The following is a 23,097-nucleotide window of genomic DNA, read 5'->3' as shown; positions in this document are numbered from 1 at the left end:
TAGCGCCTACACAGCTCACTGGAATATCGGCCCTCAGACCCGGAGACGATCACCCCGCAGCCGGTGTGCGCATGACTCTAGGACAGTGGCCTAACATTTGGGGGGGGGCAGCAAGCCCTTTGGTATTACCTTGAGATCGTGCTCCTGTTACAATTAGGCCATGCCGACCACCACACGTCCTGCTGCTAGCGCACCGGTTTGGCCGATGCCGGCCACCCTCGGGGATCGGATGATCTCACAAATGTCGGCACGCGGGTTCATCCTGCTGCAAACGGCCGGCCGTCTGGCCGATGAGATGGGGCTGCCTGCCTACGCGGTGGGCGGCTTCGTGCGCGATCTTTTGATGAGCAAGACATCGGCGGACATTGACGTCGTTGTTGAGGGGGACGGGATTGCTTTTGCCAAACTCGTGGGGCGCGAACTAGATGGCACCGTGCAGGCCCATCACGCCTTCGGCACCGCGACAATCACGTTGCCGGACGAGCTGACGCTGGATGTGGCCACAGCCCGCAGCGAAACCTATGCTCAGCCGGCGGCCCTGCCCCAAGTCGTGTCCGGTTCGATCATGCAGGATCTCTTTCGACGCGACTTCACGGTCAATGCCATGGCCATCCGGCTCAACGCGCGTCGATTCGGTGAGCTAGTCGATCTCTTCGGCGGGCAGCGGGATGTGCAAGCCAGACGGTTGCGGACCCTGCATGCGAAAAGTTTCTTGGACGATCCGACGAGGATTTTTCGCGCCGTCCGTTTGGAAGCGCGGCTGGGTTTTCGGATGGACGGGGAAACATTGCGCCACTGCGTGGAAGCCGGGCGGCAGGACCTGCCCGGGCACCTGTCCGGTCAACGGCTGTGCAACGAACTGCGTCTCATCCTGTTGGAGGCGCAGCCGGAGAAGGCTCTGGCAAGGCTGGGCGTGCTGAAGCTGCTGCGGTTCGTCCATCCAAAATTGATCTGGACATCGGGCATGGCGCGGCGGTTTGAGATGGTGCGCGCGGCAGTCGACCGGTGCCGTAAAATGGAGACGGGCGGGCCGCACAATCTCTGGCTGGTCTATTTCATGGCGCTGGTCGAGGGGCTGACTCCCAACGCCGTGCAGGACATGATGCAGCGACTGGCGCTGCCAGCACGTGACGTGGGACAGGTCATGGCCGGCCACGGCAGAGCGGCTACGATTCTGCGCGGGTTGGCAAAACGGCCTGCGCCCAAACCGAGCGCAATCTATCGAGCGCTGGATGGTCTGGCGGATGAGACGGTGTGTCTTCTAATCGCCAGGGCGTCATCCGAGGCCGTTCGGAAGCGGCTGCTGGACTATCGCTCCCAGTATCGTGATGTCAAGCTGTCCGTGACAGGCGCCGATCTCAAGGCGCTGGGGCTCACGCCCGGACCGGCCTATAAAAAGATTCTGACTCGTTTGCTGGATGCCCGCCTGGACGGGGTCGTGCGAAGCAAAGCCGACGAATTGAAGCTGGTAGCGAAACTCGCCCGGCTGTAATTATTCTTTGCCCAACGGAAGGACGCTGGTCGAGACTTCGCCCGGCAGAAGGAATGTGAGCGCCACGGGCGCGTTCATGTCCGGCTGGGCGACGGCGAACACGAGGCAGGTTTGCGGTACTGGATCTGGCGGGAAGGCCAGTAGCGCCGGAAATTCGATCAGTGGACTAGCCGTGGGTGTGACCGCCAGACGAATCCGAAAAGCCGCGAGGACGTCGCGCACGCGGCCCTCAAATTCCGCCTCAGGCACCTTGTGGGCGGCCGTGATGCCGAGCTCCCACAGGGGCCGCGAAAAGCCGACCGGGAGTTTCAATCCCAGCTTGTGCGCGATCGGAGTAACATCAATTAGTGCGCCGGCTCGCAACGCGTCTTCACGCGAGAGGATCTTCAACGCGGGCGGGTCGTCAGAAACCGTTACATCGGTGGAGTCCAATTCCGCAGCCGACTGTTTAGCTTGTGACGGCGCGGGTGCCACATCCGCTGATGTACTGTCAGGCGTAACAGGCTCCGGAATGGGAAGGCCTCGGGCCGCTAGAATGCCTTCATAAACCGTTCGGGCGGAATTTGACCAAGATGGATCAAGGGGGCGGCCAGCAAATGCGGCTTCGGCCGCTTTGTGTTCGTCAAAACTAAGGTTTTTGGGGGCATTGTTTTGCGACATGCAACTTAAATAAGCTTGAAACGGGCCAAGTCAACCCCTCCAAGGGGTCTCCCGTTGCATCGCATCGCGGGTCACGGTAGGATGCGCGCCCAACTGAGAGCCTAAACCATGGCGGATTCCTCCAAGGGACTCTACGAGCACCTCTACGACCGGTTCTTTCGCAACCGCGAAGGGGCACAAGGCTACGACTTTCAGCACCAGTCGGCCGGCAACGTACCGCCCCCGCCCATGACCTTCTCAAAGCAACTCCGCTGGTGGACGCTGGATCGGTGGAAGCGCCGCCAGGCGCTTCGCGAGGCGCGCGATCGCCGTGTCCAGGACATCGTGCAGATCACGTCTCCGAACAAGCCTTTCTCCAAATAAGACATGAGTCGCTACTGACTGCTGGTGGTTGCGTGCGCTCTGCTGCTCGAGGCGGGTGTCATCCTCGCCGTTAGCTGCGGGGGGACGGTCTGTCTGGACGTTTTGCTTCTGGCCGTCAAAGGTGCCACCAGGGGATCGCGGATGCGTCCGTGCCGCCCTCAGTGGATGGCGCGGCGATCACCGCCGTGGCGGTGGCAAGTAATGAGGACGTGAGGGCGCCGTCGAGCACGATCTGGGCTTGCGCGGAGCCGCCCGCCCAGATTATCAGAAGGCTTACGAAAAAGAGGGCGCGCAGTCGTGCGGCCGCTAAGATCATACCTGAGTCGTAAGTGGCCGGACGGGGACTGTCACGAAACCGCTGTGCTAAGATGCCAAAGTGACTAGCAGACGTCCTTTTAAACTCGAAGCGCCGTTCAAGCCCTGTGGTGACCAGGGACAGGCAATCGCGAAGCTGACGGGCGGGATCGAAGCTGGTACGAAGCACCAGGTCTTGTTGGGCGTCACCGGTTCCGGCAAGACCTTTACGATGGCTAATCTGATCGAGCGGGTGCAGAAGCCGACGCTCGTGTTGGTCCACAACAAGACACTGGCCGGGCAGCTCTATCAGGAGTTTCGGCAGTTTTTCCCGCACAACGCAGTCGAATACTTCATCAGCTACTACGACTACTATCAGCCGGAAGCCTACATTCCCTCGACAGACACCTACATCGCTAAGGATTCGTCGATCAACGATGCGATCGATCAAATGCGGCACTCGGCCACGCGTGCGCTGCTGGAGCGCAACGACGTGGTGATCGTCTCCTCAGTCTCCTGCATCTACGGCCTCGGTTCGCCGGAGGTGTACCACGACATGCTGCTGCATCTGGAGGAGGGCAGGAACATCCGTCGCGAGCAGATTCTGGAGAAGCTGGTGGCGATCCAGTACGAGCGCAATGACGTGGATTTCCACCGCGGGACGTTCCGCGTGCGAGGCGACGTCATCGAAATTTTTCCGGCGTCGTCTGAGGCTAATTCAGTGCGTGTTGAGCTGTTTGGCGACACGGTGGAGGCGATCCACGAAATCGATCCGCTGACAGGGCAATCGCTCCAGCGGCTGCCCAAGGTGCCCATCTATCCCAACACGCACTATCTCATCGCACCGGACCGTTACGAGCGGGCGCTGGATGGCATCGAAAAGGAAATGGCAGAGCGGCTGGCCGAATTGAAGCGAGAGCGCAAGCTGGTCGAAATGCAGCGTCTCGAGCAGCGCACGCGGTTTGACGTCGAGATGGTCCGGGCGATGGGCTACTGCCATGGCATCGAGAATTACTCACGTCACCTCAGCGGGCGCGCGCCGGGCGAGCCCCCGCCGACCCTGATTGATTATTTTCCAAAGGACTTTTTGCTCGTCGTGGACGAGTCGCACGCGACTATCCCGCAGGTTGGCGGCATGTATGAGGGGGACTATTCACGGAAGAAGACACTTGTGGAATTCGGGTTCCGCCTGCCATCAGCTGTGGACAACCGTCCGTTGAAGTTTCACGAGTTTGAGAAATGTCTTAATCAGGTCGTCTACGTCTCGGCGACGCCCGGGCCCTACGAATTGGAGCAGGCGAAGGGAAAGGTGGTCCAGCAGATCATCCGGCCGACCGGCCTGATGGATCCCGATATTGTGGTGCGACCCGCGAAAGGGCAGGTGGACGATCTGCTCGGCGAGGTACGCGCAGAGGCTGCGCGGGGCCATCGCGTCCTGGTCACAACGCTTACCAAGCGCATGGCGGAAGACCTGACCGAGTACTACCACGACCTTGGCATCAGGGTACGGTATCTTCATTCGGACATCAAAACGCTCGAACGGGCGGAGATTATCCGCGCCCTGCGCACGGGGGCATTCGATGTGCTGGTCGGGATCAATCTGTTACGCGAGGGCCTCGACCTGCCCGAGGTGAGCCTCGTGGCTATTCTAGATGCGGACAAGGAGGGCTATCTACGATCGCACCGGTCACTGATTCAGACCGCAGGACGTGCGGCACGGAACAGTGCCGGACGGGTCATTTTTTATGGAGATACGGTGACTGCGTCCATGAAGCAGGCGATGGAGGAAACCGCGCGCCGTCGGCGAATTCAGGAGGAATACAACCGCAAGCACAACATCACGCCGGAGAGCGTCCGGAAACTCATTCCAGAGCTTGAATACCAGACGGCCCAGGCGGACTACCATGATTTTCCGCTGGCGGCAGAGCCCATGGCTGATTCTGGGAAGCCGGGTAATGTCCAGCTGGCGATCCAGCGGCTTGAAGCCGAGATGAAAACAGCGGCAAAGAATCTGGAATTCGAACGGGCGGCGGAATTACGGGATCGGATTCGTGCCTTGAAGAAGCAGGACCTTGATCTTAAAGAAGTTGGGTAATCTCGTTCAGATTTGTTTATAGAGGTAGACGCCCAGGAACATGCCGAGGAAGGTCAGCAGGTTCATTTTGAGCGTAAAGCCGGCGGTGATTTTTAGTAAAATAAAATTGATGACGAGGGGCGGATCAACACCAGGTGTCAGGGCAGTTGTGAAGATCCGCTGAATTGTGCCTTCCTGCGGGGCCATCACCCGAAGAATCTCTCCAAGAATGCCTCCCAGCAATCCCCCGATGAGGATAAAGAGCAGCAGCATCCAGGGCGATTTTCTCATGAGCTCTGTCCGTAGCCTGTCCAGTTGCCAATACAATCCGAACCGCGCGACACGATAGCGAAAAGGCCCTTCGGAAGTCAAGAAAATGCTCCCGCCATTGAAGGCGTTCTTTGCTAAAATAATGAGCTTGACAAGAAATGGCTCGCCGCATATAATTCGGCGTTTCTAAAAATAAATTTTGGATCATCCTGGCTAAGCCGCCTGTTTTCTGGTTGGCGGAAGATCGGTGTGTTGCCTGTGGGGTGGTCTGTTTTTGTTTCTGAGTCAATGCGGTTGCGTCTGAGAAATGTGGCGGAGGCGTGAATCAGCGGGCAGGTACCCAAGTGGCCAACGGGGGCAGACTGTAAATCTGCTGGCTTATGTCTTCCAAGGTTCGAATCCTTGCCTGCCCACCACGCCCCAGCTTGACGCCTAGAGTTTGCAGCGGAAAGCACAAGGGCGGGCGTAGCTCAGTGGTAGAGTTCCAGCCTTCCAAGCTGGCTGTCGTGGGTTCAAATCCCATCGCCCGCTCCAACTTGGAAGACGCGAAGCGGAAATTAGTGGCGCGCGTTCGCGTATGACGGTGTGTGAGGCGGTGGCCCACGTAGCTCAGTTGGCAGAGCACGTCCTTGGTAAGGACGAGGTCACGCGTTCGATCCGCGTCGTGGGCTCCATGCCAAGCTTCGCTCGAGCCTCTGGCTAAGTTGGGCTGTATCGTGATTAAGCCAGCGGAAGACGCCCTCAAGTGTTTTGAGGGTTGAGTGGAAGATGGTGCTGCCGGCGAAGAACCTGAATTTGGATTGCAGCTAATTTTTTTTGGGGTGAGTCACGAAGGAGCGTGAGTTATGGCGAAGGGCAAGTTTGAGCGGCGGAAGCCGCACGTGAACATCGGGACGATCGGGCACGTGGACCACGGCAAGACGACGTTGACCAGTGCGTTGACGAAGATCTGCTCGGACAAGGGCATGGCGACCTTCGTGAGCTACGATCAGGTGGCCAAGGCGAGCGAGAGCCAGGGCCGGCGCGATGCGACGAAGATCATGACGATTGCCATCAGCCACGTGGAGTACGAGACCGACAAGCGGCACTATGCCCACGTGGACTGCCCGGGGCACGCCGACTACGTCAAGAACATGATCACCGGGGCGGCCCAGATGGACGGGGCGATTCTCGTGGTCAGCGCGGCCGATGGGCCCATGCCCCAGACCCGCGAGCACATTCTGTTGGCCCGCCAGGTGGGCGTCCCCTACATTGTCGTGTTCCTCAACAAGGCCGACAAGGTGGACGACAAGGAGCTTCTGGAGCTGGTCGAACTGGAGGTCCGCGAACTGCTTACCAAGTACGGGTTCCCGGGGGACAAGACTCCTATCATCACGGGCTCGGCCACCAAGGCCATGGAGGGCGATCAGGGCCCCTTGGGCGTGCCTGCCATCCTGAAACTCCTGGAGTCAATCGATACCTACATCCCGACCCCCCAGCGGGCGGTCGACAAGCCCTTCCTGATGCCCATCGAAGACGTCTTTACGATCAGCGGCCGCGGCACCGTGGTAACGGGGCGCTGCGAGCGGGGCATTGTCAAGGTGGGCGACGAAATCGAGATCGTGGGGTTCCGGGCCACCCAGACCACGGTGGTGACCGGCGTGGAGATGTTCCGCAAGGTGCTCGACGAGGGGCAGGCCGGTGACAACATCGGCGTGCTGCTCCGGGGCACCAAGAAGGAAGACGTGGAGCGAGGCATGGTGCTGGCCAAGCCCAAGAGCATCACCCCACATACGAAGTTCAAGGCCGAGATCTACGTACTCACCAAGGAAGAGGGCGGCCGTCATACCCCCTTCTTCAAGGGCTACCGGCCGCAGTTCTACTTCCGGACAACCGACGTCACGGGCGTCGTGGAGCTCAACCCGGGGGTGGAGATGGTCATGCCGGGGGATAACGTGACGGTGACGGGCGAGCTCATCAGCCCGGTGGCCATGGATCAGGGGCTACGCTTCGCAGTGCGCGAGGGCGGCAAGACCGTCGGCTCCGGCGTCGTTACAGAAATCCTGGCCTAAGACGAACCTTCGAACGAAGCGAGGCATTAGCCGATGCGGGACATCATTTCCATGGCGTGTACGATCTGCAAGCAGCGGAACTACTCGACCATGAAGAACAAGAAAAACGACCCAGACCGGATCGAGCGCAATAAGTATTGCCGGTTTTGCCGAAAGCACCAGCCCCATAAGGAAGTAAAGTAAGCGAGCGTGCGCCAGTGCGGATGGGCGGCGGGCGGGCGTGAAGGGGCATAGTGTTAATGGCAGCACGTCGGTCTCCAAAACCGAAAGTCTGGGTTCAAATCCTAGTGCCCCTGCCAATCGAGGCATCGAGCGAGCGAAGCAGGAAGTAGGGAAGCGCATGTTCACGCGATTAAGGTTGGCGATCGTCGAGTTTTTCGGCGACGTTAAGAGCGAACTCAAGAAGGTCTCATTCCCCACAAGTCACGAGACGATGGGGTCGACCATGGTGGTGATCGTGTTCTGCGTCATCATGTCTGTCTACCTGTCGGTGATGGACGCGTTTCTCGTCTGGCTAGTTGGAAAGGTGATCTGAGCATGACGGACACAGTCGCTAGGCAGTGGTACGTGCTCCACACCTACGCCGGGTTTGAAGGCCGGGTGAAGGCCAGTCTCATCGAGCGCGCGAACCAGATGGGCCGGCAGGATAGTCTGGGGCAGGTGCTGGTGCCGACCGAGGAAGTGATTGAGATCAAGGACGGCAAGCGCCGGTCCTCGCGGCGGAAGTTTTTCCCTGGCTATGTGTTGATTGAGCTGGAATCCCCGTTGACCGACGAAACTGTCCAGATGATCAAGGAAACGCCCAAGGTGACGGGATTCGTCGGGGGTGGCACGCGTCCAGTCCCGCTGTCGCAAGAAGAAGCGGAGTCGATGCTTAAACAGGTAGTAGATGTCGGCACGGCAGCGCCGCGTGAGCAGTTCAAGTTCATCAAGGGCGACAACGTGCGCATCATCGATGGCCCGTTCATGGGCTTCAATGCGCACGTGGATGAGGTGGACGACGTGCACAATCGGGTTAAGGTGCTGGTGAGCATCTTTGGGCGATCCACACCGGTTGAGCTCAGCTTCATACAGGTGGAGCGTATCTAGGCAGTTTTAGAATTCGGACGAGTAAGGAGAGGGCATGGCGAAGGAAGTACAGGCACAGATCAAGCTGCAGATTCCGGCGGGGAAGGCAAATCCGGCTCCCCCGGTGGGGCCGTCGCTCGGTCAGCACGGCGTGAACATCATGGAGTTCTGCAAGCAGTTCAATGCCAAGACCCAGAAGGAAGGCGACAGCATCATTCCGGTTGTCATCACGGTCTATAAAGACCGCAGCTTTACCTTTATCATGAAGACGCCCCCAGCGTCGGATCTCCTGAAAAAGGCTGCCGGGATCATCAAGGGGTCGGGCGTCCCGCACAAAGATAAGGTGGGGAAAATCACGCAGGCGCAGTTGAAGGAGATTGCACAGAAAAAAATGGCCGATCTTAACGCCGCCGATCTCGAGGGCGCGATCAACATCGTGGCCGGGACGGCGCGCAGCATGGGCATCACGATTCAGTAGCACGGATTAACGGGAGCACGACGATGGGCAAGAAAATGAACGAGGCTCGCAAAAAGGTCGAGCCCAAATTCTACAACCTGAAAGATGCGGCGGCGCTGGTGAAGCAGGCGGCCTATGCCAAGTTTGACGAATCAGTCGATCTGGCGCTCCGGCTCGGCATCGATCCTAAGCGGTCGGACCAGATGGTGCGTGGTACGACGGTGCTGCCGCATGGCAGCGGTAAGCAGGTCCGCGTGGTGGTCTTCGCGAAGGGTGAGAAGGAGCAGGAAGCCCGGGCAGCGGGCGCCGACCATGTGGGCGGCGACGATCTTATCGAGAAGGTGAAAAATGGCTGGATGGAGTTCGATCAGGCCATTGCAACGCCCGATCTGATGGGCGCGGTCGGCAAGCTCGGTAAGGTCTTGGGGCCGCGCGGACTCATGCCAAATCCCAAGACCGGCACTGTGACGTTTGAGGTGGGCAAGGCGGTCTCAGAAATCCGCAAGGGCCGCGTGGAGTACAAGACGGAGAAGGCCGGGATCGTGCAGGTGCCGGTCGGGAAGGTGTCGTTTGATGCGCTGAAGCTCCACGATAATGCCAGCGCAATTCTGGAGTCGGTAATGAAGGCGCGGCCGGCCTCAGTGAAAGGGCGGTATCTCAGGAGCGCGACGCTGTCGAGCACGATGGGCCCCGGCGTGAAGCTGGATCCGGTGGCGATCGCCAAGCAGTGGGAAGCATAACGGAAGCGAGGCGGAGGGTATGAAAAAAGAAGAGAAATCCGCGGCAGTTGCCGAGCTGCACGAAAGGTTCTCGCGGGCCAGGCTGGCCGTGATGGCCGAGTGCTCCGGCCTGCCGGCGAACGACATCACGGAACTGCGTAAGCAGCTCCGCGGTGCGAAGGCGGAACTGCGAGTGGTCAAAAACACGCTGGCCGCGCGGGCGGTGGACGGCACGTCGCTCATCGACGCCAAGCCGTATTTCAAGGGGCCGATGGCGTTGGTGATCGGCTATGACGATCCGGCCCTGCCGACCAAGGTATTGCGCGATTTTCTCAAGGGGGAAAAGCGTGATGAGAAGATCAAGATCGCCGCGGGCGTGCTGGAGGGCAAGCTACTCCAGCCGTCCCAGATCGCGGCGATTGCTAACCTGCCAGCAAAGACAGTCCTGCTGTCGATGCTGCTGTCGACGATGCAGGGACCGGTGCGCGGGTTGGTCTATACGTTGAACGGGGTGGTAGAACAGGTGGTGAGAGTATTGGCAGCCATTCAGGGTACGAAGAAAGGAGACGGGGCTATGTCAGCGACACAGAGCAAGTTGTCTAAAGAGGAATTCATCGCGGCGATCGAGAGCATGAGCGTGCTCGAGCTTTCGGAGCTGGTCAAGGGGCTGGAGACCCGCTTTGGCGTGACGGCGGCGGCGCCGGTGGCCGTGGCGGCGGCGCCTGCGGCTGGCGGCGGTGCGGCGGCGGCAGCTGAGGAGAAGACGTCGTTCGATGTTGTGCTTGCCAGCGCGCCGGCGGACAAGAAGATCCAGATCATCAAGGTCGTGCGGGAACTGACCAACCTGGGCCTCAAAGAGGCAAAGGATCTCGTCGAGGGCGCGCCGAAACCGGTTAAGACCGGCGTGGCTAAGGAAGAAGCCGACACGATGAAGAAGAAGCTCGAAGAGAGCGGCGCCAAGGTCGAAATCAAGTAACAACGGACCCAGTGTGCGGACGTGCGGGTGGCACCCGTCTGACCGGACGGGTGTCCTCCGTGTCGCGATAAGCAGGAGAGGGGTTTCATCATGTCGAGTTCGACTGCAAACGGAATGTTCGACCGACTGGATTTTTCGAAGATCCGGACCAACATCGACATTCCGGATCTGATCGAAATCCAGAAGCGCTCCTACGAGCAGTTTCTCCAGATGGAGTCCGAGCCGAACCGGCGGGAGGACAAGGGGCTCCAGGCCGCGCTAGCCAGCGTGTTCCCCATCGGCGATTACAACAACACGGCGGTGCTGGAATTCACGAGCTATCTGCTGGGCGCGCCAAAATACGACGTACGGGAATGCCTGGAGCAGGGTATGACCTATGCTGTGCCGCTCAAGCTCCGTATCCGCCTGGTGGTCCTGGACAAGGAGGACAAAAGTCCGAAAAAGAAGGTGGTCGACGTTCGCGAGCAGGAGGTCTACGTCGGCGAGCTGCCACTGATGACTGAGCGCGGCACCTTCATCATCAACGGGACGGAGCGGGTCGTGGTGAGCCAGTTGCACCGCTCGCCGGGCGCGTTCTTCACACACGACAAGGGCCGTACCCACGCCAGCGGCAAGGTGCTCTATTCCGCCCGCATCATCCCCTATCGGGGTTCCTGGCTCGATTTCGAGTTCGACGCCCGCGACATCCTTTACGTCCGCATCGACCGGCGCCGGAAGATGCCCGCGACCATCCTGCTAAAGGCCTTCGGGTTTTCCACGGACGATCTGCTCAAAATGTACTACCCTATCGAGGAAGTGCATGTCTCGAAGGGGAAGTTTCTCCGCAAACTGGACCCCGATGTGCACCACGGCTTGCGCTGTTCGGTGGAAATTACCGAGAAGGGCAGCCGTGAGGTTATCGTGCGCGAGGGCGGGAAACTAACCAAGGCGCTGATCACGCGCGCCAAAGCCGCCGGAGTGAAGGACATTCCGGTCGACCCCGCTGAGCTGGTGGGCCGCGCCGTGTTGACGGATCTGACCGACCCGAAGAGTAAAGAAAAAATTCTCGAAAAAAATTCCAAGCTCACGCCTGCGCTGCTGGAAAAGATCGCCGAGAGTCACATCGAGAGCTTCAAGGTCATCTATCTGGACAGCGTCACGACAACGCCGGTGATTCTGGGCACCCTTGAAATGGAAAAGACTGGGTCCAAAGAAGAGGCGATGGTTGAGATCTACAAGCGCCTTCGGCCCGGCGAGACGCCGTCGATCGAAACGGCACGCGTGTTGTTCGACGGCCTGTTCTTCAGCTCGAAGCGGTACGATCTGTCGCAGGTCGGCCGGCTGAAACTCAACAAGAAGCTCGGGCTGGATTTCCCGCTGGAGCAGCGGACGCTGACCCCGCAGGACATTGTCGAGGTGATCCGTTATCTCGTTAACCTCAAACTGGGCAAGGGCGAGATCGACGACATCGATCACTTGGGCAACCGCCGCGTACGGTCTGTCGGCGAGCTGTTGGAGAATCAATTCCGGCTCGGTCTCGTTCGGATGGAGCGCAGCATCAAGGAGCGGATGAACCTGCTCGACATGGAAACGGTGCTGCCGCATGACCTGATCAACGCGAAGCCGGTTGTGGCGGCGATCAAGGAATTTTTCAGCAGCAGCCAGCTATCGCAGTTCATGGACCAGACAAATCCGCTGGCAGAAATCACACACAAGCGGCGCCTCTCGGCCCTAGGCCCTGGCGGTCTCACGCGCGAGCGTGCCGGATTCGAAGTGCGCGACGTACATCCGTCCCACTACAGCCGCATCTGTCCAATCGAGACTCCGGAAGGTCCCAACATCGGTCTGATCACGTCGCTGGCGACCTACGCGCGGATCAACGAGTTTGGCTTTATCGAGGCGCCCTACCGGAAGGTCAAGAAGGGCCGTGTGTCCGACGAGATCGAATATCTCTCCGCGATTGAGGGCGAGAAGTACTACATCGCACAGGCAAACTCGAGACTGGACGGATCGGACCGGCTGATATCGGAGACCGTGTCAGCGCGCTATGGCGGTGAATTTATCACGGCCACGCCGGACAAGATCGAGTATATGGATGTGTCGCCCAAGCAGGTTGTTAGCGTGGCGACGGCGCTGGTGCCGTTTCTCGAGCATGACGACGCTAACCGCGCGCTGATGGGGTCCAACATGCAACGGCAGGCCGTGCCGCTGGTGCGCACGGAAGCTCCCTTCGTCGGGACCGGTATGGAAGCGGTTGTGGCGCGGGATTCCGGCTATGTCGTGCAGGCAAAGCGGACCGGTGTGGTCGAGAGCGTGAATGCGACGAAAATCGTCGTCCGCGCGGAGCCGAAAAAGGGCGAGAGCAGCCGGCGGCGGGATTCGTTGCTGGATGTCTATAACCTGGTGAAGTTCCAGCGGTCCAACCAGAGCACCTGCATCACGCAGAAGCCGGTCGTGCGCGTGGGCCAACCGGTCAAGCGCGGCCAGGTGCTGGCGGACGGGCCGGCCATGGATCATGGCGAACTAGCGTTGGGGCAGAACGTGTTGGTGGCGTTCATGCCCTGGGGTGGCTACAACTTCGAGGACGCGATCCTGATCAACGAGAAGCTTGTGCGCGAGGACGTGTTCACCTCGATTCACATCGAGGAATTCGAGGTTGAGGCCCGCGATACGAAGCTGGGCAAGGAAGATATCACGCGCGACATTCCGAACGTGGGCGATGAGGCCCTGCGTAACCTCGATGAGAGCGGCATCATCCGGATCGGTGCTGAGGTTAAGCCAGGGGACATTCTGGTCGGCAAGGTGACGCCAAAGGGCGAGACGCAGCTCACGCCAGAGGAAAAACTCCTCCGGGCAATCTTTGGCGAGAAGGCTGGGGATGTCAAAGACACATCGCTTCAAGTGCCTCCAGGTGTCGAAGGCATTGTGGTGGACGTGAAGATCTTCTCCCGCAAGGGGAGCGAGCGGGATGAGCGCTCCAAGAGCATCGAGAGTGACGACGTGATGAAGCTGCAGCACGACCACCAGGACGAGCTGCGCATTATTGAAGAGGAAAAACACAAAAAGGTTCGCAAGCTCCTGCTGGGCAAGGTTGTCGGGCGCGATCTTATGGATCCGGATGGCGGCGACGTCATTCTGAAGAAGAAGGGCAAGCTGACGGCAGAGATTCTGAAGAAGCTTTCGGACGAGCACATCCGACACATCATGCTCAGTGATCCGGAAGAGCAGAAGGCGCTCGAGGAGATCGAGCGGCATGCGAAAGAGCAGAGCGAAATTCTCCAAACACTGTACGACGAGAAGGTTGGGCGTCTGAAGCGCGGCGACGAGCTGCCGCCCGGCGTCATCAAGCTCGTCAAGGTTTTCATCGCGATGAAGCGCAAGCTGTCGGTCGGCGACAAGATGGCCGGCCGTCACGGCAACAAGGGGGTCGTGTCGCGCATCGTGCCGGAAGAGGACATGCCCTATCTGCCGGACGGCACACCCGTCGGCATCGTGCTGAATCCGCTTGGCGTTCCCTCGCGTATGAACGTCGGACAGATTCTCGAGATTCACCTCGGTTGGGCGGCGCGGGCGTTGGGCTTGCATGTCGCGAGCCCGGTGTTTGACGGGTCGTCTGAGAAAGAGATCAAAGAGCTGCTTAAGAGGGCCAAGCTACCGTCGAGTGGGCAATCCGAGGTCTTTGACGGTCGGACCGGTGAGGCGTTCAAGAGCCCGGTGACCGTCGGGTACATGTACATGCTGAAACTCCATCACCTGGTCGACGACAAGATCCACGCGCGTTCGATCGGGCCCTACTCGCTGGTCACGCAGCAGCCGCTGGGCGGGAAGGCTCAATTTGGCGGACAGCGGCTTGGTGAGATGGAAGTGTGGGCGCTGCAGGCCTATGGCGCGGCGTCGACGCTGCAGGAGTTCCTGACCGTGAAATCGGATGACGTGCCAGGCCGGTCGCGCATGTACGAGGCAATCGTGAAAGGCGAGAATTTCCTGGAGCCCGGTCTTCCGGAATCCTTCAACGTGCTTGTGAAGGAATTGCAGAGCCTCGGGCTGGACGTTGAGTTGATCAAGGGCAAAGACTGACGACCTCATTGAGGAGGGCCTGACCTTGGAAGGCATCTACACACTGTTCGAAAAACCGCGCGACTCCGTGTCGTTTGACGCCATGCGTATCCGCATCGCGTCGCCGGATAAGATTCGGTCGTGGTCGTACGGCGAAGTGAAGAAGCCGGAGACCATCAACTACCGCTCCTTCAAGCCTGAGAAGGATGGTCTGTTCTGCGCCAAGATTTTCGGGCCGACCAAGGATTGGGAGTGTAATTGCGGTAAGTATAAGCGGATGAAGCACCGCGGCATCGTCTGCGACAAGTGCGGTGTTGAAGTCGTTCAGTCGAAAGTGCGCCGCGAGCGCATGGGACATATTGAATTAGCCGCGCCGGTCGCACACATCTGGTTTCTTAAGGGCGTCCCGTCGCGCATCGGGACGCTACTCGACATAAGCCTCAAGCATCTCGAAAAGGTGCTCTACTTCGAAAGCTATGTGGTTGTGGACGGAGGTGGCATCAAGGGGCTCAAGGAAAAAGATCTGCTGGCTGAGGACAAGCTCCGGGAGTTGCAGGCCGAGCACGGCTCGAGCGCCTTCAAGGCAGGCATCGGCGCGGAAGCGATCCGTGAGCTGCTGCGAAAGGTGGATATCGATGCGGAGTGGACCGATCTGCAGGCCAAGGCCAAGGGAGTGCTGTCAGCCACGCTGAAGAAGAAATACGCGAAGCGGCTGAAAGTGCTGGAGGCGTTCCGCCGGTCCGGGAACAAGCCCGAGTGGATGGTGATGGATGTCGTCCCGGTGCTGCCGCCGGAACTGCGTCCGCTCGTGCCGCTCGACGGCGGGCGATTTGCGACCTCGGATCTGAACGATCTCTATCGACGTGTGATCAATCGGAACAACCGTCTGAAGCGCCTCATGGAGCTGCGCGCGCCGGGGGTGATCATCCGAAACGAAATGCGCATGCTGCAGGAAGCGGTGGACGCGCTATTCGACAACGGCCGGCGCGGCCGCGCCATCCGCGGGCCGAACAAGCGTCCGCTCAAGTCGCTGAGCGACATGCTCAAGGGCAAGCAGGGCCGGTTCCGTCAGAACCTGCTTGGCAAGCGCGTGGACTATTCGGGGCGGTCTGTCATCGTGGTGGGCCCCGAGCTGCGGCTCAATCAATGCGGTCTGCCGAAGAAGATGGCGCTTGAGCTTTTCAAGCCATTCATCTTCCACAAGCTGGAAGAGCGCGGCGCGGCCACAACGATCAAGAGCGCCAAGCGGCTTGTCGAGAAGGAACGTCCGGAAGTGTGGGATGTGCTCGACGAGGTCATTCGCGAGCATCCGGTCCTCCTGAACCGGGCGCCAACGCTGCACCGGTTGGGCATTCAGGCTTTCGATCCCGTTCTGGTCGAGGGGAAGGCTATCCGGCTGCATCCGCTGGTCTGCGCGGCGTTCAACGCGGACTTCGACGGCGACCAGATGGCGGTCCACGTGCCGCTGTCAGCAGAGGCGCAGGTCGAGGCGCGCGTACTGATGATGTCGATCAATAACATCCTGTCGCCTGCGAACGGCCGGCCAATCGCGGTACCGTCTCAAGACATGGTGCTTGGTTGTTACTGGCTGACCAAGGAGCGGGCCGGCGCCAAGGGTGAAAACAAGGTCTTTGCATCACCGAAGGAAGTACGGATGGCCTATGATTTGGGCGAAGCGGAGGAGCACGCTCGGATCAAGGTACGGATTAATAACGCGATGGTGTCGACCACGGTTGGGCGGGTTCTGCTGAGCGAGATCCTGCCTCCGTCCATGCCGTTCTCCTGCGCCAATCAGCTGATGACCAAGAAGGAGATGACCAAGCTCATTGACGCGGTGTACCGGCAGGCTGGCCACAAGGACACCGTGATGCTGCTGGACCGCATCAAAGACATCGGGTTCGCCTACGCGACCAAGGCGGGCATGTCAATCTGCATCGACAATATGCACATTCCGGCCAAGAAGGAGAGCCTGATCTCAAAGGCCCAGACAGAGGTCAACGAAATTGAAAAGCAGTATGCCGAGGGGCTGATCACCAACGGCGAGCGGTACAACAAGGTGATCGACATCTGGGCCCACGTCACGGAGCAGGTGGCCAACGAGATGATGAAGGAACTGGGCGCAGGTGGCGCCGCGACGGCACCCGAAGCATTCAACCCCATTTTCATGATGGCCGATTCGGGCGCACGCGGGAGTTCGCAGCAGATCCGCCAGTTAGGCGGGATGCGCGGATTAATGGCCAAGCCCTCCGGTGAAATCATCGAGACGCCGATTACGGCGAATTTTCGCGAAGGGCTGACCGTACTGCAGTACTTCATCTCGACGCACGGCGCCCGGAAGGGTTTGGCCGACACCGCGTTGAAGACAGCAAACTCCGGCTATCTGACGCGCCGGCTGGTCGACATCGCACAGGACGTCATCATCAATGAGGACGATTGCGGAACGACCGATGGCATTGAAGTGACGGCACTCATTGAGGGCGGCGAGATCATCCAGCCGATCGAAGATCGTATTCTCGGACGCATCGCGGCAGAGGACGTGCACGATCCGCTCACAGGCGAGATCATCATCAAGGCGAACGAGGAGCTTGACGAGGAGCGCACGAAGAGCATCGTCGAGGCCGGCGTGGACCGGGTGAAGATCCGGTCAGTGCTGACTTGTGTGGCGCGCCGGGGCGTGTGCAGGAAGTGCTATGGGCGCGATCTGTCCCGCGGCCGCCTGGTCGAGCGCGGAGAGCCAGTTGGCGTGATTGCCGCGCAGTCCATTGGCGAGCCGGGCACGCAGCTCACGATGCGGACCTTCCACATCGGCGGTACGGCCAGCAAGGTCGTTGAACAAACAGTACTCGAAGCGAAGCATGCCGGGAGCATGAAGTACATGAGCTTCGATGCGAAGAAGAATGCGGACGTGCACAACGCCGGCATCGCGGTCAAGAACAAGGAAGGCGAGTGGGTCGTGATGAATCGCAATGCCAAGATTGCCATCTACGACGAGAACGGCCGGGAGCGTGAAAAGTATCCCGTGGTCTATGGTGCCAGGATCAAGCTGAAAGACGGCGGTAGCGTCACGCTCGGTCAAAAACTGGTCGAGTGGGATCCCTACTCGCTCTCAATCCTGACGGAGGTCGGTGGCAGAGTGGCGTTCGGCGATATCGTCGAGGGCGTCACAATGAAGGAAGAGTTTGATGAGGTCACCGGGCTCTCGCGTAAAGTGGTCATTGAGCATACTGGAGCCACGACGCTGCGACCGCGCATTTCCATCAAGGATGATGGCGGCAAAACCGCAAAGGTGTCGTCGACCGGGTCCGTGGCGCGATATCTGTTGCCGGTGGGCGCTCACATTTTCGTGGAAAAGGGCGCAACGTTGCATCCGGGCGACGTGCTGGCAAAAATTCCACGCGAAACGACTAAGACCAAAGATATCACCGGTGGTCTGCCGCGCGTGGCCGAACTTTTCGAGGCACGCAAGCCGAAGGAGCAGGCGGTTATCAGCGAGATCGACGGAGAAGTGTCTTATGGCGGGTTCGTTAAGGGTATGCGCAAGGTCATGGTGGACAACAAGGTTGGGGATGTGAAGGAGTACTTCATCCCTAAGGGCAAGCACGTCAACGTGCACGAGGGCGACTGGGTGCGTGCGGGCGAGCCCCTGATGGATGGGTCGGCCAATCCGCATGACATCCTCGACGTGCTTGGACCGAAGGAGCTGCAGAAGTATCTGGTGGACGAGGTGCAGGATGTCTACCGGCTGCAGGGAGTGTCCATCAACGACAAGCATATCGAGATTATCGTGCGGCAGATGCTGCGCAAGGTCCGCATTGAGGATACTGGGGATACGGAATTCCTGCCCGGCAGTCAGGTGCATAAGTTCGCGTTCGAGGATGAGAACGAGCGGGTACTGACCAAGGACGGCACGCCGGCGGTCGGCAAGCCGGTGTTGTTGGGCATCACCAAGGCGGCGCTGACAACGGACAGTTTCATTTCGGCGGCTTCGTTCCAGGAAACCACGCGCGTATTGACCGAGGCGGCGATCAACGGCCGCGAAGACATGCTGATGGGCCTGAAGGAGAACGTGATCGTCGGGCGGCTGATTCCGGCCGGCACCGGTTTCGCCGAATACCGGGATACCTTCGTGATCAGCCCAAAAGACGAACCGCTGGCACTGGAGAAGGAGGCGGTCGGCATTGGGCACGACGGAGCCACAGGGGAAAGCGGTTCGGGAGAGTAAGTTTGGAAGCGGAAACCGTCGCTTGACAGAAGCGGACTTCCTCTTTATAATCCGGCGGCTTTGCGCTTTTTAGATTTTCTGGAAAAACTGAAGGGCCTTAAGGTAGAGAATGCCGACCATTAATCAGCTCGTGCGTCATGGACGGGTGCTGTCGCAGAGCAAGACCAAGAGCCCTGCGCTGAAGCGGTGTCCGCAGAGGCGGGGGGTGTGCGTCCGCGTCTATACCTCGACGCCGAAGAAGCCGAACTCGGCTATTCGGAAGGTGGCACGCGTACGGCTTACGAACGGGATGGAAGTGACGACGTACATCCCAGGCGTGGGGCACAATCTCCAGGAGCACTCGATCGTGCTCGTGCGCGGAGGCCGCGTGAAGGACCTGCCGGGCGTTCGGTATCACATTGTCCGGGGTACGCTCGATGCCGCCGGTGTGGCCAATCGCAAGCAGGGGCGGTCGAAGTACGGCGCCAAGCGGCCCAAGTAAGATTACGAAATCGGAACCGAGCTATGCCGAGACACAGAATATTTGGACAGCGTGACGTAAACCCGGATGCGCGCTATCACGACAAGATGGTGACCAAGTTTATCAATGTCCTAATGTCAAAGGGGAAGAAGAGCACGGCCGAGCGAGTGTGTTACGGCGCCTTTGATCTGGTAGAGGAAAAGACAGGCGGAGATCCGCTCAAAGTCTTCCGGTCTGCGGTGGACAACGTGAAGCCGGCGGTGGAAGTCAAGTCGCGCCGCGTGGGTGGGGCGTCGTACCAGGTTCCGGTGGAAATTCGTCCGGTCCGTCGCATGGCGCTGGCGTTCCGTTGGATCGCTGAATATTCAAGGGCCAGAGGCGGCAGGAGTATGTCCGAGAAGCTGGCCGGAGAATTACTCGACGCGGCCAACAACACCGGCGCGTCGGTGAAAAAGCGGGAAGACGTACATCGCATGGCGGAGGCGAATAGGGCCTTCGCGCATTATCGCTGGTAGCGTCGTTTTGCCCGTGCTGCAGTTGGGCCACGCTGCGAAGGCATCGGTGGGTCCGAGTCGCCGCAGCGACCGAAGTGGCTCGATGTTGCAGCATTGTTGTTTTTAGGGTGTGAATTGGAAGGCATATGGCACGGCAGGCACCATTAGACCGGACGCGGAACATCGGCATCATGGCGCACATTGATGCCGGGAAGACCACGACCACGGAGCGCATCCTGTACTACACCGGGGTGTCGCACCGTATGGGCGAGGTCCACGACGGCGCCGCCACGATGGACTGGATGGAGCAGGAGCGGGAACGCGGCATCACGATCACGGCGGCCGCAACCACCTGTTTCTGGAAGGACCAGCGCATCAACATCATCGATACGCCCGGCCACGTGGATTTTACGATTGAAGTGGAGCGGTCCCTGCGGGTGCTCGACGGAGCCGTGGCGGTGTTTGATTCTGTGCAGGGCGTGGAGCCGCAGTCCGAGACGGTCTGGCGGCAGGCGGACAAGTACAGCGTGCCGCGCATCGCGTTCATGAACAAGATGGACCGCATCGGCGCGGATTTTTACGCCAGCGTGAAGTCTATGGTGGAGCGTTTGGGGGCCAAGCCGGTGCCAATCCAGATTCCGATCGGACGTGAAGCGGAATTCCGTGGCTCGATCGATCTTGTGCAGATGAAGGCGTTCTTCTATGACGACGAGACGCTTGGTGCAAAATACGAAGTGCGAGACATCCCGGCCAACCTGGCCGACCAGGCCAAGGAATATCGCGAGAAGATGCTTGATGCGGTGGCCGAGTTCGATGATCAGGCGATGGAAAAATATCTGAACGGTCAGGCGCTCTCAGTTGAAGAGGTCATGCGGGCGCTTCGTGCGGGGACGATCAAGATGCAGATCACGCCCGTGATCTGCGGCTCGGCGTTCAAGAACAAGGGCGTGCAGCAATTGCTGGACGCCGTCGTGGATTATTTGCCCTCGCCGCTGGACATTCCGCCTGTGGTCGGGGTCGAGCCAGGGGCGGACAAGGAGATCAAGCGCTCGGTTAGCGACAGTGAGCCCTTTTCCGCGCTGGCTTTCAAGATCATGACCGATCCCTTCGCTGGTCAGTTGACGTTCTTCCGTGTTTACTCGGGCACACTCAAAACGGGGACGTCGGTGCTGAATGTGACCAAGAATTCCCGCGAGCGAATTGGGCGCTTGCTGAAGATGCACGCGAACAAACGCGAGGAAATCACCGAGGTTTACGCCGGCGACATCGCTGCGGCTGTCGGGCTCAAGGGCGCGACGACGGGCGATACACTGAGCGACGAGAAGAACGCCATTTTGCTGGAAGTGATGAAATTTCCGGAGCCGGTCATCGCGATGGCGATCGAGCCCAAGACGAAGGCCGATCAGGAGAAGATGGCAGTGGCGCTCCAGAAGCTGGCGCAGGAAGATCCCTCGTTCCGGGTCAAGACCGACGAGGAGACTGGCCAGACGATCATCGCGGGCATGGGCGAATTGCACTTGGAAATCATCGTGGACCGCATGCTGCGCGAGTTCAAGGTCGAAGCTAATGTCGGCAAGCCTGAGGTGGCGTACCGTGAAACCATCCGGCGTCCGGCCGATGCGGAAGGTAAATATATCAAGCAGACCGGTGGACGCGGCCAGTACGGCCATGCGTGCATCACGGTCGAGCCGTCGGAGCCGGGCAAGGGATTCGAGTTCGTCAATAAGATCGTCGGGGGCGCCGTTCCGAGGGAATACATCCCGGCGATCGAAAAGGGCATCAAGGAACGAATGGAAACAGGCGTGCTGGCCGGCTATCCAATGCGTGACGTGCGTGTGACACTCACTGACGGGTCATATCACGATGTGGACTCGAACGAAATGGCGTTCAAGATCGCTGGTTCCATGGCGTTCCAGGATGCCTGCAAGCGGGCCGATCCGGTGCTGCTGGAGCCGATCATGAAGGTGGAAGTGCTGGTCCCGCAGGAATTTATGGGGGACATCATCGGCAACCTAAACGGCCGGCGCGGAAAGATTCATGGCATGAAGGTGCGTGCGGGTTCGCAGGCGATCGATGCGGCGGTGCCACTGAGCACCATGTTTGGCTATGCGACGGACCTCCGGTCCCGCACGCAGGGCCGGGCCACCTACAGCATGGAATTTGACCGGTACGAGCAAGTGCCAAGACAGATTGCGGATGAAATCGTCGCCAAGAACCGCGGCGAGTAGAATTTAGCGAAGAGGAGCGAGGGACATCATGGCGAAGGGCAAGTTTGAGCGGCGGAAGCCGCACGTGAACATCGGGACGATCGGGCACGTGGACCACGGCAAGACGACGTTGACCAGTGCGTTGACGAAGATCTGCTCGGACAAGGGCATGGCGACCTTCGTGAGCTACGATCAGGTGGCCAAGGCGAGCGAGAGCCAGGGCCGGCGCGATGCGACGAAGATCATGACGATTGCCATCAGCCACGTGGAGTACGAGACCGACAAGCGGCACTATGCCCACGTGGACTGCCCGGGGCACGCCGACTACGTCAAGAACATGATCACCGGGGCGGCCCAGATGGACGGGGCGATTCTCGTGGTCAGCGCGGCCGATGGGCCCATGCCCCAGACCCGCGAGCACATTCTGTTGGCCCGCCAGGTGGGCGTCCCCTACATTGTCGTGTTCCTCAACAAGGCCGACAAGGTGGACGACAAGGAGCTTCTGGAGCTGGTCGAACTGGAGGTCCGCGAACTGCTTACCAAGTACGGGTTCCCGGGGGACAAGACTCCTATCATCACGGGCTCGGCCACCAAGGCCATGGAGGGCGATCAGGGCCCCTTGGGCGTGCCTGCCATCCTGAAACTCCTGGAGTCAATCGATACCTACATCCCGACCCCCCAGCGGGCGGTCGACAAGCCCTTCCTGATGCCCATCGAAGACGTCTTTACGATCAGCGGCCGCGGCACCGTGGTAACGGGGCGCTGCGAGCGGGGCATTGTCAAGGTGGGCGACGAAATCGAGATCGTGGGGTTCCGGGCCACCCAGACCACGGTGGTGACCGGCGTGGAGATGTTCCGCAAGGTGCTCGACGAGGGGCAGGCCGGTGACAACATCGGCGTGCTGCTCCGGGGCACCAAGAAGGAAGACGTGGAGCGAGGCATGGTGCTGGCCAAGCCCAAGAGCATCACCCCACATACGAAGTTCAAGGCCGAGATCTACGTACTCACCAAGGAAGAGGGCGGCCGTCATACCCCCTTCTTCAAGGGCTACCGGCCGCAGTTCTACTTCCGGACAACCGACGTCACGGGCGTCGTGGAGCTCAACCCGGGGGTGGAGATGGTCATGCCGGGGGATAACGTGACGGTGACGGGCGAGCTCATCAGCCCGGTGGCCATGGATCAGGGGCTACGCTTCGCAGTGCGCGAGGGCGGCAAGACCGTCGGCTCCGGCGTCGTTACAGAAATCCTGGCCTAA

The 23,097-nt window shown here is 59.8% G+C and carries 19 protein-coding genes and 4 tRNA genes; 20 read left to right on the top strand and 3 right to left on the bottom strand.

Annotation, left to right across the window (positions count from 1 at the left end; genetic code table 11):
- The first annotated feature begins 160 nt into the window (after nt 1-160).
- Nucleotides 161-1,492 carry a CCA tRNA nucleotidyltransferase gene (locus tag FJ248_00115; protein ID MBM4119294.1) on the top strand — a complete coding sequence of 444 codons (1,332 nt, stop codon included), beginning with the start codon at nt 161-163 and terminating at the stop codon, nt 1,490-1,492.
- Here the strand turns inward: FJ248_00115 and FJ248_00110 are convergent, their stop codons facing one another.
- Nucleotides 1,493-1,966, bottom strand: coding sequence for a hypothetical protein (locus FJ248_00110; GenBank protein ID MBM4119293.1), 474 nt, complete (start codon nt 1,964-1,966; stop codon nt 1,493-1,495).
- A 294-nt stretch (nt 1,967-2,260) separates the two neighbouring features.
- Here FJ248_00110 and FJ248_00105 point away from each other — a divergent pair, with 294 nt between their 5' ends.
- Entirely contained in the window at nt 2,261-2,515 is a 255-nt protein-coding gene (locus FJ248_00105; protein ID MBM4119292.1) for a hypothetical protein, read from the top strand.
- 115 nt (nt 2,516-2,630) lie between these two features.
- Here the strand turns inward: FJ248_00105 and FJ248_00100 are convergent, their stop codons facing one another.
- Entirely contained in the window at nt 2,631-2,831 is a 201-nt protein-coding gene (locus FJ248_00100) for a hypothetical protein (protein MBM4119291.1), read from the bottom strand.
- Between the two features lie 60 nt (nt 2,832-2,891).
- On the opposite strand from FJ248_00100, the gene uvrB reads away from it, so the two are divergent.
- Complete coding sequence (gene uvrB / locus FJ248_00095) at nt 2,892-4,904, top strand: excinuclease ABC subunit UvrB (protein MBM4119290.1); 2,013 nt, start codon at nt 2,892-2,894, stop codon at nt 4,902-4,904.
- Nucleotides 4,905-4,910: 6 nt separating this feature from the next.
- Here uvrB and FJ248_00090 read toward each other — a convergent pair whose 3' ends face one another.
- Nucleotides 4,911-5,174: a DUF4321 domain-containing protein gene (locus tag FJ248_00090; GenBank protein ID MBM4119289.1), complete on the bottom strand. Its 264-nt coding sequence runs from the start codon at nt 5,172-5,174 to the stop codon at nt 4,911-4,913.
- 309 nt (nt 5,175-5,483) lie between these two features.
- Here FJ248_00090 and FJ248_00085 point away from each other — a divergent pair.
- From FJ248_00085 to tuf (FJ248_00005), 17 genes are all read left to right on the top strand, one after another.
- Nucleotides 5,484-5,569 (top strand) — tRNA-Tyr (locus FJ248_00085).
- Between the two features lie 43 nt (nt 5,570-5,612).
- Nucleotides 5,613-5,687: transfer RNA gene (locus FJ248_00080), tRNA-Gly, on the top strand.
- Nucleotides 5,688-5,751: 64 nt separating this feature from the next.
- Nucleotides 5,752-5,827 (top strand) — tRNA-Thr (locus FJ248_00075).
- 171 nt (nt 5,828-5,998) lie between these two features.
- Nucleotides 5,999-7,204 carry an elongation factor Tu gene (gene tuf / locus FJ248_00070; GenBank protein MBM4119288.1) on the top strand — a complete coding sequence of 402 codons (1,206 nt, stop codon included), beginning with the start codon at nt 5,999-6,001 and terminating at the stop codon, nt 7,202-7,204.
- A gap of 33 nt (nt 7,205-7,237) precedes the next feature.
- The gene (gene rpmG, locus FJ248_00065; protein ID MBM4119287.1) at nt 7,238-7,387 is read left to right on the top strand and encodes a 50S ribosomal protein L33; all 150 of its coding nucleotides are present in this window, start codon (nt 7,238-7,240) and stop codon (nt 7,385-7,387) included.
- Between the two features lie 41 nt (nt 7,388-7,428).
- Nucleotides 7,429-7,503, top strand: a tRNA-Trp gene (locus tag FJ248_00060).
- A 41-nt stretch (nt 7,504-7,544) separates the two neighbouring features.
- Nucleotides 7,545-7,739, top strand: coding sequence for a preprotein translocase subunit SecE (gene secE, locus FJ248_00055; GenBank protein ID MBM4119286.1), 195 nt, complete (start codon nt 7,545-7,547; stop codon nt 7,737-7,739).
- Between the two features lie 2 nt (nt 7,740-7,741).
- The gene (gene nusG / locus FJ248_00050) at nt 7,742-8,293 is read left to right on the top strand and encodes a transcription termination/antitermination protein NusG (protein ID MBM4119285.1); all 552 of its coding nucleotides are present in this window, start codon (nt 7,742-7,744) and stop codon (nt 8,291-8,293) included.
- A gap of 34 nt (nt 8,294-8,327) precedes the next feature.
- Nucleotides 8,328-8,750 carry a 50S ribosomal protein L11 gene (gene rplK / locus FJ248_00045; protein ID MBM4119284.1) on the top strand — a complete coding sequence of 141 codons (423 nt, stop codon included), beginning with the start codon at nt 8,328-8,330 and terminating at the stop codon, nt 8,748-8,750.
- Between the two features lie 23 nt (nt 8,751-8,773).
- Nucleotides 8,774-9,469 carry a 50S ribosomal protein L1 gene (locus tag FJ248_00040; GenBank protein ID MBM4119283.1) on the top strand — a complete coding sequence of 232 codons (696 nt, stop codon included), beginning with the start codon at nt 8,774-8,776 and terminating at the stop codon, nt 9,467-9,469.
- 19 nt (nt 9,470-9,488) lie between these two features.
- Nucleotides 9,489-10,424 (top strand): 50S ribosomal protein L7/L12, encoded by a 936-nt coding sequence (locus FJ248_00035; protein ID MBM4119282.1) that lies wholly within the window; start codon nt 9,489-9,491, stop codon nt 10,422-10,424.
- A gap of 90 nt (nt 10,425-10,514) precedes the next feature.
- Nucleotides 10,515-14,480 carry a DNA-directed RNA polymerase subunit beta gene (gene rpoB, locus FJ248_00030; GenBank protein MBM4119281.1) on the top strand — a complete coding sequence of 1,322 codons (3,966 nt, stop codon included), beginning with the start codon at nt 10,515-10,517 and terminating at the stop codon, nt 14,478-14,480.
- 25 nt (nt 14,481-14,505) lie between these two features.
- Nucleotides 14,506-18,681, top strand: coding sequence for a DNA-directed RNA polymerase subunit beta' (gene rpoC / locus FJ248_00025; protein ID MBM4119280.1), 4,176 nt, complete (start codon nt 14,506-14,508; stop codon nt 18,679-18,681).
- A 109-nt stretch (nt 18,682-18,790) separates the two neighbouring features.
- On the top strand, nt 18,791-19,162 hold the full coding sequence (locus FJ248_00020) for a 30S ribosomal protein S12 (GenBank protein MBM4119279.1): 372 nt from the start codon (nt 18,791-18,793) through the stop codon (nt 19,160-19,162).
- A 23-nt stretch (nt 19,163-19,185) separates the two neighbouring features.
- A complete protein-coding gene (rpsG, locus tag FJ248_00015; protein MBM4119278.1) occupies nt 19,186-19,656 on the top strand; it encodes a 30S ribosomal protein S7 in 471 nt (156 codons plus the stop codon).
- A gap of 125 nt (nt 19,657-19,781) precedes the next feature.
- On the top strand, nt 19,782-21,863 hold the full coding sequence (gene fusA, locus FJ248_00010; protein MBM4119277.1) for an elongation factor G: 2,082 nt from the start codon (nt 19,782-19,784) through the stop codon (nt 21,861-21,863).
- A gap of 28 nt (nt 21,864-21,891) precedes the next feature.
- Nucleotides 21,892-23,097: an elongation factor Tu gene (tuf, locus tag FJ248_00005; protein MBM4119276.1), complete on the top strand. Its 1,206-nt coding sequence runs from the start codon at nt 21,892-21,894 to the stop codon at nt 23,095-23,097.

The organism is Nitrospira sp., from assembly GCA_016873435.1.
Lineage (GTDB): Bacteria > Nitrospirota > Nitrospiria > Nitrospirales > Nitrospiraceae > VGXF01.
Note: the sequence above shows the minus strand (reverse complement) of the source record. Positions and strands in the feature narration are given on the sequence as shown.

Bases quoted from the DNA above. Each gene is read 5' to 3' on its own strand.
- FJ248_00115 (MBM4119294.1), top strand. From the start codon at position 161: ATGCCGACCACCACACGTCCTGCTGCTAGCGCACCGGTTTGGCCGATG.
- FJ248_00105 (MBM4119292.1), top strand. From the start codon at position 2,261: ATGGCGGATTCCTCCAAGGGACTCTACGAGCACCTCTACGACCGGTTC.
- FJ248_00100 (MBM4119291.1), bottom strand. From the start codon at position 2,831: ATGATCTTAGCGGCCGCACGACTGCGCGCCCTCTTTTTCGTAAGCCTT.
- FJ248_00090 (MBM4119289.1), bottom strand. From the start codon at position 5,174: ATGAGAAAATCGCCCTGGATGCTGCTGCTCTTTATCCTCATCGGGGGA.
- tuf (MBM4119288.1), top strand. From the start codon at position 5,999: ATGGCGAAGGGCAAGTTTGAGCGGCGGAAGCCGCACGTGAACATCGGG.
- rpmG (MBM4119287.1), top strand. From the start codon at position 7,238: ATGCGGGACATCATTTCCATGGCGTGTACGATCTGCAAGCAGCGGAAC.
- secE (MBM4119286.1), top strand. From the start codon at position 7,545: ATGTTCACGCGATTAAGGTTGGCGATCGTCGAGTTTTTCGGCGACGTT.
- nusG (MBM4119285.1), top strand. From the start codon at position 7,742: ATGACGGACACAGTCGCTAGGCAGTGGTACGTGCTCCACACCTACGCC.
- rplK (MBM4119284.1), top strand. From the start codon at position 8,328: ATGGCGAAGGAAGTACAGGCACAGATCAAGCTGCAGATTCCGGCGGGG.
- FJ248_00040 (MBM4119283.1), top strand. From the start codon at position 8,774: ATGGGCAAGAAAATGAACGAGGCTCGCAAAAAGGTCGAGCCCAAATTC.
- FJ248_00035 (MBM4119282.1), top strand. From the start codon at position 9,489: ATGAAAAAAGAAGAGAAATCCGCGGCAGTTGCCGAGCTGCACGAAAGG.
- rpoB (MBM4119281.1), top strand. From the start codon at position 10,515: ATGTCGAGTTCGACTGCAAACGGAATGTTCGACCGACTGGATTTTTCG.
- FJ248_00020 (MBM4119279.1), top strand. From the start codon at position 18,791: ATGCCGACCATTAATCAGCTCGTGCGTCATGGACGGGTGCTGTCGCAG.
- rpsG (MBM4119278.1), top strand. From the start codon at position 19,186: ATGCCGAGACACAGAATATTTGGACAGCGTGACGTAAACCCGGATGCG.
- fusA (MBM4119277.1), top strand. From the start codon at position 19,782: ATGGCACGGCAGGCACCATTAGACCGGACGCGGAACATCGGCATCATG.
- tuf (MBM4119276.1), top strand. From the start codon at position 21,892: ATGGCGAAGGGCAAGTTTGAGCGGCGGAAGCCGCACGTGAACATCGGG.